This is a genomic window from Streptomyces sparsogenes (assembly GCF_001704635.1).
Classification (GTDB): domain Bacteria; phylum Actinomycetota; class Actinomycetes; order Streptomycetales; family Streptomycetaceae; genus Streptomyces; species Streptomyces sparsogenes.
Map to the genome: position 1 here is coordinate 24,869 of NZ_MAXF01000131.1, position 20,048 is coordinate 44,916.

Here is a 20,048-nt window from a genome sequence, read left to right on the forward strand (position 1 = left end):
CGGGTCAGGGCAGGCGGCTCGCCCCGAGCACGGCCCGCACCAGGTCCGCCACGTCGCGCGAGGCGGCGTCGACGCGGAAGCCGCCGTCCAGCACGGCGGTTCCGGCCGTGAAGCCCCAGACACCGGCGTCCCGCAGCGCGGAGATCCGTGCCACCCGGTCGACGCTGCCCGCGGCCAGGACCGGCGCATCGACGGCGGCGACCACGGCGGCGGCCAGGGCGGCGGCGTCGCCCCCGAATCGGTAGGCGAGCAGGTCGAGGCCGTGCACCCCCGGCGTCCCGGCGAGCCGCCGGGCGCTCGCCACGACGTCGGCGGCGGTCCCGCGCAGCACGCTGGGGTGACCCTCGACGCGGCCGGGGAACGGCCAGTACTCGACGGGCGCGCCGTCCAGCACCCTGACGCCCTCGGCGACGTGGGTGCCGCCGAGGACCACGTCCACGCCGAGGCCCACCGCGGCCTCCAGGCTGCGCAGTTCGTCGGCGGCGTCGACGCTGACGACTTCCAGGTACGAGCGGGCGCCCAGGTCGTGGACGCGGTCGGCGAGGGCGCGCAGCTCCCCGAAGGGCAGGCCGACGTCCTTGAAGCCGATGTGGCGCAGGCCGACGTCGCCGACCCGGTCCAGCACGGCGTGGGCGTCGGCGACGGTGCGGTCGTCGCGGGTGAGCATGAAGACGAACTCCAGGCCGGCGGTCATCGCGCCCTCCCGCCGGACTGCCCGCGCCGGGCGCGTACGAGGTCGAGCGCGCTGCGGATGGCGTAGCGGAGGCTCCCCGCGTCGGCGCGGCCGGTCCCGGCGAGGTCGAAGGCGGTGCCGTGGTCGACGCTGGTGCGGACGAAGGGCAGGCCCAGGGTGGCGTTGACGCCTTCCTCGATGCCGAGCAGCTTGACGGGGATGAGCCCTTGGTCGTGGTACTGGGCGACCACGATGTCGAACTCGCCGCGGCGGGCGCGCATGAAGACGGTGTCCGGCGGATGCGGCCCGGAGGCATCGATGCCCGCGGCCCGGGCCGCCTCGACGGCGGGGGGATGGCCAGGACCTCCTCGTCGCCGAACAGGCCGCCCTCGCCCGCGTGCGGGTTGACCCCGGCGACCGCGATACGGGGCGAGGTGATGCCGAGGGCGCGCAGCTCGTCGTGGGCGAGTTCGACGATGCCCAGGACCCGCTCGGCGGTGATCTCGGTGAGCGCCTTGGCCAGGGGCAGATGGGTGGTGACGAGAACGGTCCGCAGCTCGTCGTTGGCCAGCATCATGGCGTGGCGCGGGGCGCCGGTGAGCGCGGCCAGGGTGGAGGTGTGGTCGGGGTGGGCGATGCCCGCCGCGTGCCAGGCCTCCTTGTGGATCGGGGCGGTGACGATGCCGTCGAGCCTGCCGTCCAGCGCGAGGCGTACGGCGGTCTCGACGTAACCGTACGAAGCACGGCCGGCGTCGGCGGACACCTGGCCGAAGGGCAGGTGGTCGGTGGGGCCGCCGGTCTGCAGCACCCGTACGGCACCTTCCGCACCCGCACCCGCACCCGCCCCGGGGTCCTCGACGGTCTCGACGGTCTCGACGGTCTCGACGGCCGGCGTCAGGCCCAGCAGCCGGGCGGCCTGCCGCAGCCGGGCGGCATCGCCGACCACGACGATGTCGGCGTCCTGGTCCCGCGTCCGGATGCCGGCGAGGGCGGCGGCGGTGATCTCGGGTCCGATGCCCGCCGGGTCGCCCATGGTGACGGCGAGCCGTGGCCGGGCCGGTGCGGCGGACACCTGTGTGGACGTCATGCGGTCCTCCGGGTGAGTGCGGCGACGGCGGCGATCAGGGTCTCCGGATCGCCGAAGCCGCCGGCCTTGCTGATGACGGGGTGGGGGCGGGCGCCGCTCAGGACGCCGAGCGGGATGCCCGGGGCGAGGGTGCCGACCGCGTGGAGGGCGGGGGCGCCGAGGACTTCGCAGACCTCGCGCGCGGTGTCCCCGCCGCTCAGCACGAGCCCGAGGCCGGGCAGGGCGCGGGCGCAGGCGGCCCCGAGGGAGGCCAGCTCCCGCAGGTGCCGGGCCGCGGCCTCGGGGCCGTCCGCCAGGGCCTCGGGGGTGGTGAGCGCGACGGCGGAGTGGGTGTCGAGGAGCCGGGTGAGGTGTCCGGCCGGGTCGGGCCGGCCCGCGAGGTCGGTGGTGGCGAGGACGGGGACGCCGTCCTTGCCGAGCCGGTCGAGCTGTTCCCGGGTGGTGGGGTGACGGCTGCCGACAAGGACGAGCGCCCGCCCGGCAGACCCGGCCACGGGGGCGGCCCCGGCCCCGGCCACGGAGGCAGCCACGGACCCGGCCACGGAGGCGGCCACGGACTCGGCCACGGAGGCGGGCGCGGGGTTGGGCGAGGGGGAGCGCCCCGGGCCGGGCGGGACCACCGCCTCCCACAGGCCGGGGCTGCCGCACAGCACCACCTCACCCAGGTGTCCGGCCACCGCCGCGGCGATCCGGTCCAGGTCCTCGCCGGTGGCGGCGTCCACCACGAGGGCCCGCCCCGGCGCGGTGCCCCCGGCCGGTGGCGCGGGGGAGGCGAGGGCGGGGGCCAGGGTCGCGGCCAGGGCGTCGGCGGTGGGCGCGACGACGGTGACGCGCAACCCCGCCCCGGACAGCGGGGCGAGCACCGAGGAGTCCGTCACGGGCCCCACCGGGTCCCGCCCGGCCGGCCCCCGGTGCACCGGCACGCCGCCGGCGTACTGGTGGCCGCCCACCGTGTGCCGGCCGTACGCGGGGCAGGCGGGCGCCACCACGGCCACGGCGCGGCCGGACGCCCGCATGACGGCGGCCAGTTCGGCGGGCCAGTTGCCGCGCAGGGAGCTGTCCATCGTCTTGTAGACGCCGAGCGGGTGGCTCCGGGCCGGCATGAGCAGCCGCGTGGTGGCGCGCCGGTGGCGGAGGGCGGCCTCGTCCGGTGGCAGGTGGCGGCTGTCGAGGTCGACACACGGCCATGAGTCGCCGTCCGTGGCGGACGGGTCGTCGAGGTCCAGGACGACCGAGGCGGCGCGCCCGGTGTCGGCGAGGTGGCCGGCCGCCTCAGCCGCGCTGGTCAGATCGTCGGCCAGCACGACGAACCGGGGGCCCGGTGGCGCGGGGGTCGAGGGGGCGGGCGTCGTGCTCGTCATGCGGTGTCCGTTCTGTGCTGGTGCCGTGTCGGGCCTTGGCCGGCGGGGCGCCGGGCGCCGGGTGGCGGGTGCGGTGGCGCGTTCAGTCTCGGCCGGGCCGGTACGCTGCGACAGGGCCACTTCGCCCCGGACGTCGCGGACCACTCACTCGGAGGCCGTGCTGAAGCCACACGCGGACCAGCCGCACACCGACCCGCCGCACGCGCACGAGCCGCACATCGACCCGCCACCCGCGACACATGCGAACGGCCTGCCGGGCCGGGAGCACGCCCCGGGGCGCGCCGCCCCGGCGGGAGGTCACGGGCGCGGCAGGGGCGCCGCCGAGCGCGGGCGGGTCCGCGCCGAGCGGGGCCTGGAGTCGGTGGCCGCCGCCGGCATCCCGCTGCCGCTGCCCCGGGACGGGGAGGAGAGCCTGGCCGACTGCCTGGTCCGCCTGCTGGCCGCCGCGATCGAGGGCGGACGGCTGGCCCCGGGCACCCGGCTGCCGTCCTCCCGGGCGCTGGCCACCGCCGCCGGTGTCTCGCGCAATGTGGTGCTCGCCGCCTACGCCGTGCTCGCCGAACGCGGCCTGGCCACCGGGCGGCACGGCAGCGGCAGCTACGTACGCGCCGACGGCCGGCCGCGCCGGGCCCGGCCGGTGCCGGAGACCGCGCCCTGGCTGGAACGGCTGACGCCGGCGCCCGAGGGGCCGGGCGGCCCGGAGCCGGTCCTCGACCTGCGGCTGCGCGCCCGCCCGGCAGCGGTGCTGCCCACGGTGGTCTGGCGCCGGGCGTGGCAGGCGGCGGCCCAGCGGCGGCTGCCGAGCGGCTACGGGGACCCGGCCGGGGACCGCCGGCTGCGCGCGGCGCTCACCGACTACCTGGTGGCCGGCCGGGGCGTGGCCGCCGCGCCCGCCGATGTGGTGGTGACCAGCGGCGCCGCCGAGGCGCTCGGGCTGCTGCTGCGGGCGGTGATCCGGCCGGGCGACCGGGTCGCCGTCGAGGACCCCGGCTATCCGCCGTTCGCCCGCATGGCCCGCGAGCGCGGCGCCGTCGTGCAGCCGGTCCCGGTGGACGGCGACGGGATCCGCGTGGAGGTGGTGCGGGGCCTGGACCCGCCGCCGCGGATGCTGCTGCTCACCCCCGCCCACCAGTTCCCGACCACCGCCCCGCTGTCGGCCGGCCGGCGTCGGGACCTGCTGTCCTGGGCGCGCGAGCAGGGCGTGCTGCTGGTAGAGGACGACTACGGCGGCGAGTTCACCGCGGCCGGCCCGCCCGCCCTGGCCGCCTCGGACGACCATGGTGTCGTCGCCCATGTCGGCTCCCTCTCGCGGTTGCTGGCGCCGTCGCTGCGGACGGGGCACCTGGTGGCGCCGCGCCCCCTGGCGGCCGCGGTGGCGAGGCTGCGCGGGGAGACCGACTCGTACCCCAGCCTGCCCGTCCAGCAGGCCGTCGCCGAACTGCTCACCACCGGCGAGCTCACCCGTCAGCTGCGGCGGGCCCGCGCGCTGGTGGCCGAACAGCGGGCGGCGCTGCGGGAGGCGGCCCCCCTGCTGCCGGTGCGCGGGCTGGACGGCGGGCTGCATGTGCTGCTGGCCACCGCGGACGCCCGGGCCGAGGCCGAGTGGGCCGAGGAGCTGCTGCGGGACGGGATCCTCGTCGACCGGCTCAGCGCGTACGGCCATGGCCCCCCGGCCGCGACGGGCCTGCTGCTCGACTACGCGGGCGTGGCCCCCGCCACCCTGGCCCGGGTGGCGGCCCGCCTCGACGGGCCGGTCACCCGAACAGGGCGGCCGCGATGAACAGGGCGACGGAGCGGGCGACGAGCGCAGAAAGGTCTTTCCGGCGGGGACGGGCAGTACACAAGGGGCGGCTGGTCAGGAGGCGGCGCCGAACAGTTCGGCGAGCAGGTCGGCCCCGTCGGCGGGAGCCCGCACCTCCAGGGACAGGCGGGGGCCGTGGAGGTGGACGCGGAAGTCGAAGAACGGGCAGCATCGCTGCTCGGCGGCGGCCAGCTCGGCCAGAGCGGCGGCCCGATCGGCGGGCAGGGTCAGCTTCAGCCCGTCCGGGATCGGCTCCCGCCGCGCGCCGTCGAGGGCCGCGTGCCAGGCGCCGACGCGCTCGGCCACGCCGTCGCCGGTGAGCGAACAGGCCACCGGGGCACCGCGCCACCGCTCGGCTCCCCGCCCGGCGGCCTGGCGGCGGGGCGCGCGGAGCACGTCGGCCGGCCCGGCCGCACGCGCGGGCACGGGCACGGGGGCGGTGGGGAAACCGCACCGCGGGTCGCAGCGGCCCAAGCGGTCCGGCAGCGCGTCCAGGTGCTCCAGCGCGGCGTGCAGCGAGGCGGCCGCCACGGCTGTCCCGGTCCCCGGTCGGCCGGGGAAGGTCCTTGAAGGTCCGTCATGCCCCCGGATCTTGTTCACAAACGATTCTCAGAAGGGGGTCACTCGCCAGACTGCGTGAGAACGGGTTCTGAGAACCGATCCGGGATCGGCGGCGGCCCGGCGGCCCGTTTCCGATCTTGCTCCGGGAAAGGAACGTTTGTGAGAGTAACCGCGCGTACAGCCCTGGGCTTCACTCGTCGCGAGGGAAGATCGCCAGCGGGCGGCCGGGGCACATTCACGGCCATCTGTTCTGAACTTCGCAAGCAGGAGCCGGAAGTCGGTGGCGGAGCCTCAGCCGACGGCTCGGAGCCGTTCGAGGAGTTCGTCAACGCCGGCCGTGTGCGCGTACGGCGCGAAGACCGGCTCCGCCGAGGTCGACGGCCAGGCCACACCCAACGGCTGGTTCACCGCCTACCGTGGCGGCGTGGCCGCCGCCGGCCTGGTCCTTCAGGGCGGCCACGGCGGCGATTCGGCGGGGCCGATCGTGGCGGCGGTGCTCAAGGCGTCGTGACGGCCGGCCGCGGAGCGCGAGACATGGAACACCGGTCCATCAGGGGGACACGCTCCGGGCCCCGTCGGCCGTAGCGAGGCGGGCGAGCAGCTCCGGATGGTCTGCCAGGCCCTTCTCGGCCGCCGACCTGATCACGGACTCCATGAACGCGCGGTCCACGCGATCCCAGTCGATCGGGCCGAGCGGCGGCTGCGGGTCGTACTCGATGGCGGCCTGGATCATCCGGGCGGCATCCTCGCCCACCAGTTCGGTGACCAGGTGCAGGGCCATGTCGATGCCCGCCGCCACTCCGGCGGCCGTGAGCACGCGCCCGTCCGCGACCCAGCGCCGGGACACGGGTGTCGCGCCGAAGGCGCGCAGGATCGGCATGGCAGCCCAGTGGGTGACCGCCTCACGGCCCTCGAGCAGACCGGCGGCCCCGAGGATCAGCGAGCCGGTGCAGACCGAGGCCACCACCTCGGCGCCGCGGGCCGCCTGCCGGACGTAGCCGGTCAGCTGTTCGTCCGCGAGGGCGGCGAAGGTCGGGGCACCGCCGCCCGGGACGATCAGGCCGTACGGCGCGGGCACCTGCTCGAAGGTGTGGGAGGCGGTTACGGACACCGAGCTGTCCGTCGGCAGCGGCTGGCGGGCCGCTGCCACCGTGACGGCCTCGAAGCCGAGTCCGAGTTCCTGCAAGCCGCTGATGACCTGGAGCGGCCCGACGAAGTCGAGGGCGGTCAGGCCGGGGTAGAGCACGAACGCGATGGTCCTGGTCGTTGTCATGCCACCAGCTTTGCCGGGGTGAGCGGCCGTCGCGCGGACCGTGTCTGGAATCCTGTGATCCCTGTCTTCCGGACGCCAGGAGTCGCTGATGCGCCGTGTGGTCGTGATCGGTTACCCGGACACCGAGCTGCTCGACATCTCCTGCCCGACAGGCGTGTTCGACACGGCCACGCGCGGGGGCGCGGAACCCGGATACCGGGTCGAGCTGGTCTCGCTCGGTGGCCTGCCGGTGCGGACGAGCTGCGGCCTCACCCTCGCCGCCGACGCCCTGGAGCGGGTCGGCGGCCGGTTGGACAGCGTGGTGGTGGCGGGCGGGCCGGGGCATCAGACCGCTGCCGAGGACGCCCGGCTGCTCGTCCACCTGCGCCGGCTGGCCGGGCTCAGCCGCCGGGTGGTCTCGGTGTGCACGGGCGCCACCCTGCTGGCCGCGGCCGGCCTGCTGGACCGGCGCCGGGCGACCACGCACTGGACGTGGGCGGCGGAGCTGGCCGCCCGGTACCCGGCCGTCACCGTGGACCCCGCGTCGCTGTTCGTCTCCGACGGCAATGTCCATACCTCGGCGGGCGTCACCAGCGCGATCGACCTCACGCTCGCCCTGGTGGAGCAGGACCACGGCCCGGCGCTGGCCCGCGAGGTGGCCCGGTTGCTGGTCGCGTACCTGCAGCGGCCGGGCAACCAGGCGCAGGTGAGCATGCACGTGGCGGCGGCGCCGCCCGACCACCGGCTGGTCCGGGAGGTCTGCGAACACATCACCGCCCACCCGGACGCCGACCTCGACGCTGCCACGCTGGCGCGATTCGCCGGGGTGAGCCCGCGTCACCTCACCCGGCTGTTCGCCGCGGAGCTCGGCACCACGCCCGCCCGGCACGTGCGCGCCGTGCGCGCCGAAGCCGCCGCCCAGCTGCTGGCCGCCACCAGCCTGCCGCTCACCGCCATCGCCCGCCAGTGCGGACTGCGAACCACCGAGACGCTGCGGCAGGCCTTCGCCGATCTGTTCGCGACCACGCCGTCGGCGTACCGGCGGGCGGCCCGGCACGGCTGAAGCTGTTGCGCCTGGGCGCGGGGTGGCGTCGGCGGCTGACCCGATGGGGGGATTCACCGGCTCACAAACGAGGTGCGCGGCGACCGGGGCCCCGGCCAGCGTAGCTAGCCCCCGTGGTCGCATGGCCACCACGCGCAAGCCGGGCAGGGACTGGCCCTGGTCCGGTTCTTCGCCGCGGCCTCCTTGCGGATCGACTGCTCGGCGATCCGCCGGGCCTGCGCCTGGTCGTACGCCACGCCGACCCGCGCCGGCAGATGTTCGTCCCCGTCCGTCGCCCCGGCCGCCCACTCCAGCTCATCGCCAGTCGGCGAGCAGAACAGATGCAGCTCATGCGCGGTGATCAGCCGCTTGAACCGCGGATACGCGGTCCGTTCGATCGAGGTCACAACCCACCTCAGGCCCCAAGATGATGGTCAACATCACCACCAACGACGCTGAGTCGAACGAGTGACGGGCCAGACGTTCAGGGCTTCAAGATCAACCCATTGCCCCTTCGACGCGTATCTGGGTCACACCCCTCACCCGGCCCCGCCGGCACGGAGGCGCGCCGGTGGTGGCGCCGTGCTGCCGCGCAGGACGAGGCGGGTGGGGACCAGCGTGGTGCCGGGCTCCGTCACGTCCTCGCGCATCTGCCTCAGCACCCCCTCGACACAGCGCCGCCCCACCTCGGCGAAGTCCTGGTGGACGGTGGTCAGGGGAGGCAGGAAGGAGCCGGCCTCGGGGATGTCGTCGAAGCCGATGACGCTGACGTCCTCGGGCACCTTCCGGCCGCGCTCGTGCAGGGCGCGCAGCAGTCCCAGCGCCATCTGGTCGTTGGCGGCGAACACCGCCGTGCAGTCGGCCTCTTCGGCCAGGCGCAGCCCGGCCCGGTAGCCGGACTCCGCCGACCAGTCGCCCCGTACCAGCGGCGGCGGGGTGCGGTCCGCGTCGGTGAGGGTGGCGCGCCAGGCGTCGGCCCGGCGCTGCGCGGCGAAGGACTCCTCGGGGCCGGCCAGGTGCCACACCGTGCGGTGGCCGAGGTCGAGCAGGTGGCGTACGGCGGCGCGGGTCCCGCCCGCCTGGTCGGTGTCGACCACGCTGTAGCGGTCGCCGGCGTCCGAGTCGGCCACCACCACCTGGACGCCCGGCGGCAGCGAGACGGTGGCCGCGTCGAGCAGGTGCACCTCCATGATGACGATGACGGCGTCGACGGCGAGTTCGCCCAGGCGGGAGAAGGCCCCGCGCACCTCGTCCTGGGTGGGGACCGCCACGGGCAGGAGCGTGACGGCGTAGCCCTCCTGGGCCGCGGAGGTGGCGATCGCCTCGAGGGTGCGCACATTGCCCGTGGTGGCGAGGGAGAAGGTGATGACGCCGATGGTGCGGAACTCGCCGCGCTTGAGCGCCCGGGCGGCGCTGTTGGGCCGGTAGCCGAGTTCCTTCATCGCGGCCAGCACCTGCCGCCGGGTCTCCTCGGTCACGCCGGAGTAGCCGTTGGAGACCCGGGAGACGGTCTGGGAGGAGACGCCGGCCAGGCGGGCGACGTCCGCCATGGAGGCGCGCTGGACCCGTCGGTCGGCGCGGGCCCCGGCCCGCACCCGCCGTGTCCGTGGTGTGCTCGCCGAGGCGCTACTGTCCGCTTTATCCACCCATGCCCCCTCTCGCCCGCAGATTCGCGGTTTCTTCGGACGGTGACCCTTGACCGTCGACATTCGGGCAGTGTAGACATGCCGCCACCGGATGTTTACGTAAACATAACACCCATCAAGGCCTTTTGTCGGGCGCGGTGTTTGCGTGAACATCGCGTGGGCGCCGGGCCGTAGGCCCGAGAGGGACGAACGAGGAACGCAATGACGACGCTGCAACCGCCGGCGGCCGTGGACCGCACCGCACGGCCTTCACTGAAACGGGACCGCCGGTCCTGGACGGGGTGGGGGTTCGTCGGCCCCTTCGTGGCGGTCTTCGCCCTTGTCTTCCTGGCCCCCATCGGCTATTCGATCTACCTCAGCCTCTTCCGGGACAGGCTGATCGGCGGCAACACCTTCGTGGGTCTCGACAACTACCAGCAGGCCCTCCAGGACGACCAGTTCTGGGCCGGTGTGACCCGCGTGGGGCTGTTCCTGCTGGTCCAGGTGCCGATCATGCTGGGCATCGCCCTGCTGGTCGCGCTGGCCCTGGACAGCGGACGGCTGTACGGCAAGAACTTCTTCCGGATCTCGATCTTCCTGCCCTACGCGGTGCCCGCCGTGGTGGCCACCCTCATGTGGGCCTTCATGTACGGCACCCGCTTCGGCCTGGTGGGGGACATCAACGACGCCTTCGGCGTCTCGCTGCCCGACCCGCTCTCGCCCGACCTGATCCTGGCGTCGATCGGCAACATCGTCACCTGGGAGTTCGTCGGCTACAACATGCTGATCTTCTACTCGGCGCTGCGGGTGATCCCGCACTCCCTGTACGAGGCCGCGGAGATCGACGGCGCCGGACAGCTCCGCGTCATCACCGCCATCAAACTCCCCGCGATCCGCGGGGCCCTCGTCATCGCGACCATCTTCTCGATCATCGGCAGCTTCCAGCTGTTCAACGAGCCGAGCATCCTCAAGCCCCTGGCGCCGAACGCGGTCACCACCGACTACACCCCCAACTACTACACCTACACGCTGTCCTTCAACGGCCAGCAGCACAACTACTCCGCGACGGTCGCCATCGTCATGGGGCTGATCACCATGGTCATCGCCTATGTCGTCCAGCTGCGCGGCATGCGCAAGGGAGCGTGAACCATGAGCAGCCCCGCCACCACCGCTTCCAAGCCCACACCCGCGCCGCCCGGCCCGCCCGGCCACGCGCCCCGGCTGCGCACCCCCCGCAAGGCCGCCGACCGGCGCCGCCCCCGCCGCAGCGTGCTGCTGACCGGGCTCACCGGCCTGGTGCTGGTGTACACCCTGGTGCCGCTGATATGGCTGGTCATCAGCTCCACCAAGACCCAGGAAGGCCTCGCGGACTCGCCCGGGCTGTGGTTCGGCGACCACTTCGCCCTGTGGGACAACATCCGTGAGACCTTCACCTACAACGACGGGGTCTTCGTCCGCTGGCTGCTGAACACCCTGCTGTACGTGGTGCTCGGCGCCGGTGGCGCCACCTTCCTCGCCGTCCTCGGCGGCTACGCCTTGGCGAAGTTCACCTTCCCCGGCAAGCGCGCCGTCTTCGCCGTCGTCATCGGCGCCGTGGCCGTGCCCACCACCGCCCTGGCGGTCCCCACCTTCCTGATGTTCAGCAAGATGGGGCTCACGAACACCCCCTGGGCGGTGATCCTCCCCTCGCTCATCTCGCCCTTCGGCCTGTATCTGATGTGGGTCTTCGCCACCGAGGCCATCCCCACCGAACTGCTGGAGGCCGCCCGCATCGACGGGGCGGGCGAGCTGCGCACCTTCTTCCGGGTGAGCCTGCCGCTGCTGGCGCCGGGCATCGTGACCGTGCTGCTGTTCACGATGGTCGCCACCTGGAACAACTACTTCCTGCCGCTGATCATGCTCAAGGACCCGGACTGGTATCCGCTGACCCTGGGGCTGAACAGCTGGAACGCCCAGGCCCAGACGGCCGGTGGCGAAGCCGTCTTCAACCTGGTGATCACCGGCTCGCTGATCACCATCCTCCCCCTGATCGCCGCCTTCCTGCTGCTCCAGAAGTACTGGCAGTCCGGACTCGCCGCCGGAAGCGTCAAGGAATAACCAGCCTCAAGGGACAACCCCCACCCCACCACGAAGAAGTGGAAGCACCTCCATGTCCAACAACACCCGCCGCCTGCTGCGCGGCATCGGCCTCGTCTGCGCCCTCGCCCTGGGAGCCACCGCCTGCGGTGGCTCCGACGACGGCGGCTCCGGTGACAAGAAGGTGTCCGCCGGGGACATCCAGGCGGCCCTGAAGAAGGGCGGCTCGATCACGGTCTGGGCCTGGGAGCCCACGCTCAAGCAGGTCGTCGAGGACTTCGAGAAGGACCACCCCAAGGTCCACGTCAACCTCGTCAACGCGGGCACCAACAAGGACCAGTACACCGCCCTGCAGAACGCGATATCGGCGAAGAAGGGCGTCCCCGACGTCGCGCAGATCGAGTACTACGCGCTCGGCCAGTTCGCGCTGACCAAGTCCCTGGACAACCTCTCCGGATACGGCGCCGACAAGCTCGCCAAGACCTACTCGCCCGGCCCGTGGAACTCGGTGAAGACAGGCGACGCCGTCTACGCCCTGCCCATGGACTCCGGCCCGATGGCGCTGTTCTACAACAAGAAGGTCTTCGACAAGTACAAGATCGCCGTGCCCACCACCTGGGACGAGTACGTCGAGGCGGCGCGCAAGCTGCACAAGGCCGACCCCAAGGCGTACATCACCAGTGACACCGGCGACGCGGGCTTCACCACCAGCATGCTGTGGCAGGCCGGCTCGCGCCCGTACAAGGTCTCGGACGACGGCACCAAGGTGGGGATCAACTTCTCCGACAAGGGCGCCGCCACCTACACCAAGACCTGGCAGAAGCTCATCGACGAGAAGCTCCTGGCGCCCGTCAACGGCTGGACCGACGACTGGTACAAGGGGCTGGGCAACGGCGACATCGCTACCCTGGTCACCGGCGCCTGGATGCCCGCCAACTTCGTCTCGGGCGTCAAGAACGCCTCCGGCGACTGGCGCGTGGCCCCCATGCCACAGTGGACCAAGGGCGACAAGACCACCGCGGAGAACGGCGGCAGCTCGCTGGCCCTGCCCGCCGCGGGCAAGAACAAGGAACTCGCCTACGCCTTCGTCGAGTACGCCAACGCGGGCAAGGGCGTGCAGACCCGCCTCAAGGGCGGCGCCTTCCCGGCCACCACGAAGGACCTGCAGTCCAAGGCGTTCCAGGACACCGAGTTCCCGTACTTCGGCGGGCAGAAGGCCAACAAGATCTTCGCCGACTCGGCCGCCAACGTCGGCCGGGGCTGGTCGTACCTGCCCTACCAGGTGTACGCCAACTCGATCTTCAACGACAGCGTCGGCAAGGCCTACGTCTCGCACACCCCGCTCGCCAAGGGGCTGAAGGCCTGGCAGGACGCCTCCGTCAAGTACGGCAAGGAGCAGGGCTTCACCGTCTCGCAGTAGAGCACCACCGCACGAACCCCGCGCCGCCCCGTGCGGTACACCGGAAGGACCACCATGATCTCCACCCTCCTGTCCCGGCTTCCGCACGGGTCGGACGGTGACCCCGCGACCCCCCGCCTCGCGTTCGGCGCCGACTACAACCCCGAGCAGTGGCCGCGCGAGGTGTGGGAGGAGGACATCCGGCTGATGCGCCGGGCCGGCGTCAACATCGTCTCCGTGGCGATCTTCTCCTGGGCCCGCATCCAGCCGGCCCGGGACCGGTGGGACTTCGGCTGGCTCGACGAGGTCATGGACCTGCTGCACGCGGGCGGCATCGGGGTCGACCTGGCCACCGCCACCGCGTCCCCGCCGCCCTGGCTCACCACGGCCCACCCGGAGATCCTCCCGGTGACGGCCGCCGGCGAGACGGTGTGGCCGGGGGCGCGGCAGCACTGGCGCCCCACCTCGCCCGTCTTCCGCGAACACGCGCTGCGCCTGGTCACCGAGATGGCCCGGCGCTACGCCGACCACCCCGCCCTGGTGGCCTGGCACGTGTCCAACGAGCTGGGCTGCCACAACGTCTACGACTACTCCGACGACGCGGCGCGCGCCTTCCGCGGCTGGCTGCGGGCGCGCTACGAGACCCTGGACGCCCTCAACCACGCCTGGGGCACCGCCTTCTGGTCCCAGCGCTACAGCGACTGGGAGCAGATCCTGCCGCCCCGGCTGGCCGCCTCCCACCCCAACCCCACCCAGCAGCTCGACTTCAAGCGCTTCTCCTCCGACGCGCTGAAGGAGTACCTGCGCGCGGAGCGGGACGTCCTGCGCGAGATCACCCCCGGCGTGCCGGTCACCACCAACTTCATGGTCATGGGCGAGACCAAGGGGATGAACTACCCCGACTGGGCCGACGAGATCGACTTCGTCTCCAACGACCACTACGTCCACCCCGGCCCCCAGGACCGCGACGAGCTGTCCTTCTCCGCCAACCTCACCAGCGGCATCGCCGGCGGGCGGCCGTGGTTCCTCATGGAGCACTCCACCAGCGCGGTCAACTGGCAGCCGGTCAACGTGGCCAAGCGCCCGGGGGACCTCGCGCGCGACTCCCTGCTGCACGTGGCGCACGGCGCCGACGCGGTCTGCTTCTTCCAGTGGCGGCAGTCGGCGGCCGGGGCCGAGAAGTACCACTCGGCGATGGTGCCGCACGCCGGGGCCGACAGCGAGGTCTTCCGCGCGGTGACCGAGCTGGGCGCCACCCTCCGGGCGCTGGCGCCGGTCGCCGGGTCCGAGCGCGAACCGGCGCCGGTCGCGATCGTCTACGACTGGGAGTCGTGGTGGGCCAGCGAGCAGGACTCGCACCCCAGCTCCCGCCTCAACTACCGGCAGGAGGCCCTCGACTGGTACTCCGCCCTCCTCGCGCTCGGCATCCGCGCCGATGTCGTCACCACCCGCGCCGACCTCGGCGCCTACCGGCTGGTGATCGCGCCCGTGCTGCACGTGGTCCCCGGGCCGCTGGCCAAGGAGCTCACCCGGTACGTCGAGACGGGCGGGCACCTGGTCACCACCTACTTCTCCGGGGTCGTCGACGAGAACGACCACATCTGGCTGGGCGGCTACCCCGGGGCCCTGCGCGAGCTGCTGGGCATCCGCATCGAGGAGTTCGGCCCGCTGCTCGCCGACGACACCGTCGAACTGGACGGCGTCGGCTTCGGCTTCGGCGACGCGGGTGGCCCGGCCACCGGCACCCTGTGGACCGACCGGATCACCGTCACCGAGCCGGACGTGGACACCCTCGCCCACTACCGCACCGGCGCCTACGCCGGCCGCCCCGCCGTCACCCGCCGCCCGGTGGGCCAGGGCTCGGCCGCGTACGTCTCCACCCGGCTGGGCGCCGACGGCCTCGCCCGCCTCCTGCCGGACCTGCTGGCGGCGGCCGACGTCCACAGCGACCTGCCCGCCGAGGCGCGCGGACGGGTCGAGACGGCGGCCCGCCGCGACGCCGACGGCCGCTATCTGTTCCTCGTCAACCGCACCGACGAGCAGGTGAGCCTGTCCGGCGTGGCCGGGGAGCCGCTGGCCGGCGGCACCTTGGCCGCGGACGGCTCGCTCACCCTGCGCCCGCGGGAGGTCGCCGTGGTGCGACAGCCCGCCTCCTGACCCCACCCCCCACCCGGCACGGCCGCCGGCCGTGCCGGACCACCGAAGCGACCACCGAAGAGTTGGGAGCACACGTTGGCACGCCGTACCCGCACCAGACGGCTCCTGGGGACCATCGGCATCACAGCCCTGGCCACGGGCGCCGCCCTGATCACCGCCCCCTCCCCGCAGGCGGAGGCGCAGGAGCAGGCCCAGGCCGTGACCGTCCGGCCCGACCCCTCCTACCAGCAGCAGAAGTTCGAGGGCTGGGGCACCAGCCTGGTGTGGTTCGCCAACGTCACCGGCGGCTACCCCGAGGAGATACGCCAGAAGCTCGCCTCGCTCCTCTTCGACGACGACGGCCTCGCCCTCAACATCGCCCGCTACAACATCGGCGGCGGCAACGCCCCCGACGTCAAGGACTACCTCCGCGCCGGAGGGGCGGTCCCCGGCTGGTGGAAGGCGCCCGAGGGCACCACCCGCGAGGACACCGACTGGTGGAGCGCCGACGACCCCGCCGACTGGAACCCGGACGCCGACGCCAACCAGCGCTGGTGGGTGGACCGGATCAAGGGCGACATCGACCACTGGGAGACGTTCAGTAACTCGCCGCCCTGGTTCATGACCACCAGCGGCTATGTCTCCGGCGGCTTCGACGCCACCGCGGACCAGCTCAGGGCCGACTCCGTCGACGACTTCGCCGCCTACCTGGCGGGTGCCACCAAGCGGCTGGAGAAGGCCCACCACATCAAGGTCGACACCGTCGACCCGTTCAACGAACCCAACACCAACTACTGGAGCACCCGCCTGGGAGCCGACGGACAGCCGGTCGGCGGCCGCCAGGAAGGGGCCCACATCGGCCCCGAACTCCAGCAGAAGGTGATCCTCGCGCTGGCCCCGGCCCTGAAGAAGGCCAGGACCGGCGCCAGGATTTCGGCGATGGACGAGACCAACCCCACCACCTTCGCCCGGAACTGGAACACCTACCCGCAAGCGGTGCGCGACCTGGTCGGGCAGATGAACGTGCACACCTACGGCACCGGCGGCCGCACCACCGTGCGCGACCTGGCCAAGGCGGCGGACAAGCCGCTGTGGATGAGCGAGGTCGAGGGCGACTGGGGCGACGGCCAGAGCTTCCAGGACATGCGGCCCGGTCTCGGAATGGCCCAGCACATCGTCGACGACCTGCGCGAACTCGAGCCCCGGGCCTGGGTCTTCTGGCAGCCCGTCGAGGACTACGACAACATGAAGCCCGGCGGGGAGTCCGCCAAGGGCGGCAACTGGGGCAGCATCCAGATCCCCTTCAGCTGCACCTCCCGGGACACCCTGAGCACCTGCCCGATCCGCACCAACACCAAGTTCGACACCGCCAGGAACTTCACCCACTACATCAAGCCCGGCGACCGGCTGGTGAAGGTGGACGACACCTCCAGCGCCGCCGCCGTCTCCCGGCGGGGCGACGCCGCCACCGTCGTCCACGTCAACAGCACCACCGCCGAGCGCGCCGTCACCCTCGACCTGTCCAAGTTCGCGAGGGTCGCCCGCGGCGCCACCGTCACCCCCGTGGTGACCAGCGCCGACGGCAAGCTCGTCAAGCACCGGCCGATCGCGGTCAGCGACCGGCGCGCCACCTTCACCGTGCCGGCGCAGTCGGTGACCTCCTTCCTCGTCAGCGGGGTCGCCGGCACCGCGAAGGACGCCCCGCTGCTGCGCGAGGGCCACACCTACCGGCTGACCGGCGCCCAGAGCGGCAAGGCGCTCACCGTCGCCGACGGCGGCACCGGCCTGGTCATCAGGACCGCGTCCGCCGACGCCGCGGACGCCGCCCAGCAGTGGCAACTCCGCCAGATCAGCGGCGAGGGCAACCGGCAGCGGTACGTGTTCACCAACCCCGTGGACGGCAAGCGCCTCGCGGTCCGTGACGGCGCCGCGGTTCTCGAAGCGGACCGGGGCACCCGTGACAAGGCCACCCAGTGGATCATGTCGACGACCGGTGACTCCACCTGGACCCTGGTCAACGCCGCCACCGGCACCCTCCTGGAGGTCTCGGGACAGGCCACCCACGACGGGGCCGCCGTCTCCGTCTGGCAGCCGAACTCCGGGGCCAATCAGCGCTGGAAGGTGACCGATGTGACGGCCGGCCGCTCCGGCTCGGCCGGCTAGGGGGTGTCTCCCCGGTCTCTGTGGATCAGCCCGCGGCGTCTGGTGCGTGCGATCGCAAGGCGGAGGGTCGCCCTCGTAGTGGGCCTACTTGGGCGGGCCCGACAACGCAGCGAGCGTGCGTGCCAGGCGTCGCGGGCCCGCAGAGATCGGGGAGACACCCCCTAGCGCCGCACTCGGGCCCCCGCCGCTCCGGCACCGCTGCCCCTGCCACGGTCCGACCGTGGCAGGGGCAGCGTCATGTGCGCGGGGTGAGCGCCGCCGGGTCCCCGTACGCGGCGGCGGGCTCGGCGGCGGACTCGGTGGCTTCGGCGGGGGCGTCGGTCAGGCCGAGGCGGAGGTGTTCGACGTGGTAGAGGGCCTGGTCGAGGAGGGCGGCCACGTGGTTGTCGTGCAGCGCGTAGACCACCGAGCGGCCCTGCCGGGTGCCGGTGACCAGGCCGAGGTTGCGCAGCAGCCGTAGCTGGTGGGAGCAGGCGGACTGCTCCATGCCGACGGCGGTGGCCAGCTCGGTCGCCGCGCAGGGGCCTTCGCGCAGGCGGGCCAGGATCAGCAGCCGGGACGGGGTGGACAGCGCCTGGAGGGTCGTGGCGACCTGGGGCGCGTTCTCCGCGGTCAGACGGGTGCGCGGCGGGGTCGCGCCGCTGTCGGGGGTGCTCGCTCCGTGGCCCATGGCCCCATCCTACGGACCCCAAGCATGAACGCATGTTCATGCGTTCCTGTACGGTGGAGAGGGTCAGCGCCCCTACCGCACCCCCCAACTCGTCCCCGACTCCCGAACTCGTCCCGCACTCCGCCCCGAACTCCTCCCGTGAAGGACTCCCTCGTCATGGCCTCCACCCTGACCGAGACCGCCCCGCCACCCGTGCGGCCCGCCGCCGCGCCCCCCAGGCGCACCCGCGTCCTGGCGCTGCCCGAGGCGCGCTGGGCGCTCGCGGCGCTGGCGCTGTTCCTGGTCGCGCTGCCTGCGGACCTGCTCGGCGCCCCGGCCTGGGCCTGGGGCCCGCTGTACGCGGCCACCTACGTCACCGGGGGCTGGGAGCCGGGGTGGGCCGGGCTGAAGGCGCTGAAGGACAGGACCCTCGACGTGGACCTGCTGATGGTGGTGGCCGCCCTGGGCGCCGCCGCGATCGGGCAGGTCCTGGACGGCGCGCTGCTGATCGTCATCTTCGCCACCTCCGGGGCCCTGGAGGCCCTCGCCACCGCGCGCACCGCGGACTCGGTGCGCGGACTGCTCGACCTCGCCCCGGCCACCGCCACCCGGCTGACGGCCGGCGGCGGGGAGGAGACCGTCCCCGCCGACGCGCTGGCCGTGGGCGAGGTGATCCTGGTCCGCCCCGGGGACCGGATCGGCGCCGACGGCCGGGTCCTGGACGGGGAGAGCGACGTCGACCAGGCCACCATCACCGGCGAGCCGCTGCCGGTCGCCAAGCGGGCCGGGGACGAGGTGTTCGCCGGCACGGTCAACGGCACCGGCGCGCTGCGGGTCCGCGTGGAGCGCGACCCCGCGGACTCGGTGATCGCCCGGATCGTGAAGCTGGTCGAGGAGGCCGCCGAGACCAAGGCCCCCACGCAGCTGTTCATCGAGAAGGTCGAGCAGCGCTACTCGATCGCCATGGTGGCCGCCACGCTCGCGCTGTTCGCGATCCCCCTCGCGCTCGGCGAGGAGCTGCGGGCCACGCTGCTGCGCGCGATGACCTTCATGATCGTGGCCTCGCCGTGCGCGGTGGTCCTGGCCACCATGCCGCCGCTGCTGTCCGCCATGGCCAACGCCGGCCGCCACGGCGTACTGGTGAAGTCGGCGGTGGTCATGGAGCGTCTCGGCCAGGTGGACGCCGTCGCCCTGGACAAGACCGGCACCCTCACCGAGGGCACCCCCCGGCTGACCGAGCTGCGCCCGCTGTCCGGCCCCGGGCTTCCCGGGGTGTCCGAGCGGGAGCTGCTGACCTTGGCCGCGGCGGCCGAGCACCCCAGTGAGCACCCGCTGGGCCGCGCGATCGTCGCCGCCGCCCGCGCCCGCAGCCTCCCGCTGCCGGACGCCGAGGACTTCGCCTCCACCCCGGGCCTCGGCGTCACCGCCACGGTGGGGGGCCGCGTCGTACGCGTCGGCGCCCCGGCCCGGCTGCTGGACGGGTCCGCCGCGCCGGCCGATGCCACACGGCGGGACGCCGCGCGGGACGCGGTGGCCGAGCTGGAGGGCGCGGGCCGCACCGCCGTGGTCGTCCTGGCCGACGGCGTCCCGGTCGGCGTGCTGGGCGTGGCCGACCGCCTCCGCCCCGACGCCGCCGGGACCGTCGCGGCCCTGACCGCCCTGACCGCCGCCGCCCCGGTGCTGGTCACCGGGGACAACGAGCCCGCCGCGCGCCGGCTGGCCGCCGACACCGGCATCACGGACGTGCGCGCGGGGCTGCTCCCCCAGGACAAGGTGACCGCCGTGCGGGAGCTCCAGGCGGCCGGACACCATGTGCTGGTCGTCGGCGACGGCGTCAACGACGCCCCCGCCCTCGCGGCCGCGGACACCGGCGTCGCGATGGGCAGGGCCGGCTCCGACCTGGCCCTGGAGACCGCCGACGCCGTGGTGGTGCGCGACGAACTCGCCGCCGTCCCCACCGTCGTGGGCCTCTCCCGCGCCGCCCGCCGGCTGGTCGCGCAGAACCTGGTCATCGCCGGCGCCTTCATCGCCGTCCTGGTCGCCTGGGACCTGCTCGGCACCCTCCCGCTGCCGCTGGGCGTCGCTGGACACGAGGGCTCGACCGTCATCGTCGGTCTCAACGGGCTGCGCCTGCTGGCCGAGACGGCCTGGCAGCGGGCCCGTCCCGCCGACGCCCCGTGAGCGGCCGCGCGGACACCGCCGTAAACGCCGCGCCGACGCCCC

At 73.7% G+C, this 20,048-nt stretch carries 16 protein-coding genes and 1 pseudogene; 9 read left to right on the plus strand and 8 right to left on the minus strand.

All coding sequences use genetic code 11. The features are described from left to right. Positions 1-4: 4 nt before the first annotated feature. The 3 genes and pseudogenes from BBH68_RS27520 to BBH68_RS27530 form a co-directional block, all read right to left on the minus strand. Positions 5-694: a 4-hydroxythreonine-4-phosphate dehydrogenase gene (locus BBH68_RS27520; protein WP_065966399.1), complete on the minus strand. Its 690-nt coding sequence runs from the start codon at positions 692-694 to the stop codon at positions 5-7. Next, positions 691-1,760, minus strand: a pseudogene (gene pdxA / locus BBH68_RS44565) (4-hydroxythreonine-4-phosphate dehydrogenase PdxA). The gene BBH68_RS27520 and the pseudogene pdxA overlap by 4 nt, the downstream one beginning before the upstream one ends. Next, the gene (locus BBH68_RS27530; RefSeq protein WP_065966400.1) at positions 1,757-3,121 is read right to left on the minus strand and encodes a four-carbon acid sugar kinase family protein; all 1,365 of its coding nucleotides are present in this window, start codon (positions 3,119-3,121) and stop codon (positions 1,757-1,759) included. The pseudogene pdxA and the gene BBH68_RS27530 overlap by 4 nt, the downstream one beginning before the upstream one ends. A 157-nt stretch (positions 3,122-3,278) precedes the next feature. Between BBH68_RS27530 and pdxR the strand changes: the two genes are divergently transcribed. Further along, positions 3,279-4,901, plus strand: coding sequence for a MocR-like pyridoxine biosynthesis transcription factor PdxR (gene pdxR / locus BBH68_RS27535; RefSeq protein ID WP_079151229.1), 1,623 nt, complete (start codon positions 3,279-3,281; stop codon positions 4,899-4,901). Between the two features lie 75 nt (positions 4,902-4,976). On the opposite strand, the gene BBH68_RS27540 is transcribed toward pdxR, so the two are convergent. Next, positions 4,977-5,453: a hypothetical protein gene (locus BBH68_RS27540; RefSeq protein WP_065966401.1), complete on the minus strand. Its 477-nt coding sequence runs from the start codon at positions 5,451-5,453 to the stop codon at positions 4,977-4,979. Between the two features lie 367 nt (positions 5,454-5,820). On the opposite strand from BBH68_RS27540, the gene BBH68_RS42140 reads away from it, so the two are divergent. Continuing rightward, on the plus strand, positions 5,821-5,994 hold the full coding sequence (locus BBH68_RS42140) for a hypothetical protein (protein ID WP_158080400.1): 174 nt from the start codon (positions 5,821-5,823) through the stop codon (positions 5,992-5,994). 39 nt (positions 5,995-6,033) lie between these two features. On the opposite strand, the gene BBH68_RS27545 is transcribed toward BBH68_RS42140, so the two are convergent. Then, on the minus strand, positions 6,034-6,756 hold the full coding sequence (locus tag BBH68_RS27545) for a DJ-1/PfpI family protein (RefSeq protein WP_065966402.1): 723 nt from the start codon (positions 6,754-6,756) through the stop codon (positions 6,034-6,036). Positions 6,757-6,844: 88 nt separating this feature from the next. Between BBH68_RS27545 and BBH68_RS27550 the strand changes: the two genes are divergently transcribed. After that, positions 6,845-7,798 (plus strand): GlxA family transcriptional regulator, encoded by a 954-nt coding sequence (locus BBH68_RS27550; RefSeq protein ID WP_065966403.1) that lies wholly within the window; start codon positions 6,845-6,847, stop codon positions 7,796-7,798. Positions 7,799-7,902: 104 nt separating this feature from the next. Here the strand turns inward: BBH68_RS27550 and BBH68_RS43410 are convergent, their stop codons facing one another. After that, positions 7,903-8,184, minus strand: coding sequence for a hypothetical protein (locus BBH68_RS43410; RefSeq protein ID WP_245738336.1), 282 nt, complete (start codon positions 8,182-8,184; stop codon positions 7,903-7,905). A 132-nt stretch (positions 8,185-8,316) separates the two neighbouring features. Further along, positions 8,317-9,327 carry a LacI family DNA-binding transcriptional regulator gene (locus BBH68_RS27560; protein WP_065966414.1) on the minus strand — a complete coding sequence of 337 codons (1,011 nt, stop codon included), beginning with the start codon at positions 9,325-9,327 and terminating at the stop codon, positions 8,317-8,319. Positions 9,328-9,624: 297 nt separating this feature from the next. Here BBH68_RS27560 and BBH68_RS27565 point away from each other — a divergent pair, with 297 nt between their 5' ends. The 5 genes from BBH68_RS27565 to BBH68_RS27585 all read left to right on the plus strand — a co-directional run bounded on the left by BBH68_RS27565 (position 9,625) and on the right by BBH68_RS27585 (position 17,176). After that, positions 9,625-10,548, plus strand: coding sequence for a carbohydrate ABC transporter permease (locus BBH68_RS27565; RefSeq protein WP_065966404.1), 924 nt, complete (start codon positions 9,625-9,627; stop codon positions 10,546-10,548). Between the two features lie 3 nt (positions 10,549-10,551). Continuing rightward, the gene (locus BBH68_RS27570; RefSeq protein ID WP_065966405.1) at positions 10,552-11,499 is read left to right on the plus strand and encodes a carbohydrate ABC transporter permease; all 948 of its coding nucleotides are present in this window, start codon (positions 10,552-10,554) and stop codon (positions 11,497-11,499) included. A gap of 52 nt (positions 11,500-11,551) precedes the next feature. After that, the gene (locus BBH68_RS27575; RefSeq protein ID WP_065966406.1) at positions 11,552-12,898 is read left to right on the plus strand and encodes an ABC transporter substrate-binding protein; all 1,347 of its coding nucleotides are present in this window, start codon (positions 11,552-11,554) and stop codon (positions 12,896-12,898) included. A gap of 54 nt (positions 12,899-12,952) precedes the next feature. Next, positions 12,953-15,034 (plus strand): beta-galactosidase, encoded by a 2,082-nt coding sequence (locus tag BBH68_RS27580; RefSeq protein ID WP_065966407.1) that lies wholly within the window; start codon positions 12,953-12,955, stop codon positions 15,032-15,034. 75 nt (positions 15,035-15,109) lie between these two features. Continuing rightward, positions 15,110-17,176 (plus strand): RICIN domain-containing protein, encoded by a 2,067-nt coding sequence (locus tag BBH68_RS27585; RefSeq protein WP_065966408.1) that lies wholly within the window; start codon positions 15,110-15,112, stop codon positions 17,174-17,176. 235 nt (positions 17,177-17,411) lie between these two features. On the opposite strand, the gene BBH68_RS27590 is transcribed toward BBH68_RS27585, so the two are convergent. Further along, on the minus strand, positions 17,412-17,846 hold the full coding sequence (locus BBH68_RS27590) for an ArsR/SmtB family transcription factor (protein ID WP_065966409.1): 435 nt from the start codon (positions 17,844-17,846) through the stop codon (positions 17,412-17,414). A 156-nt stretch (positions 17,847-18,002) separates the two neighbouring features. Between BBH68_RS27590 and BBH68_RS27595 the strand changes: the two genes are divergently transcribed. After that, entirely contained in the window at positions 18,003-20,006 is a 2,004-nt protein-coding gene (locus BBH68_RS27595; RefSeq protein WP_065966410.1) for a heavy metal translocating P-type ATPase, read from the plus strand. The last annotated feature ends 42 nt before the right edge of the window (positions 20,007-20,048 follow it).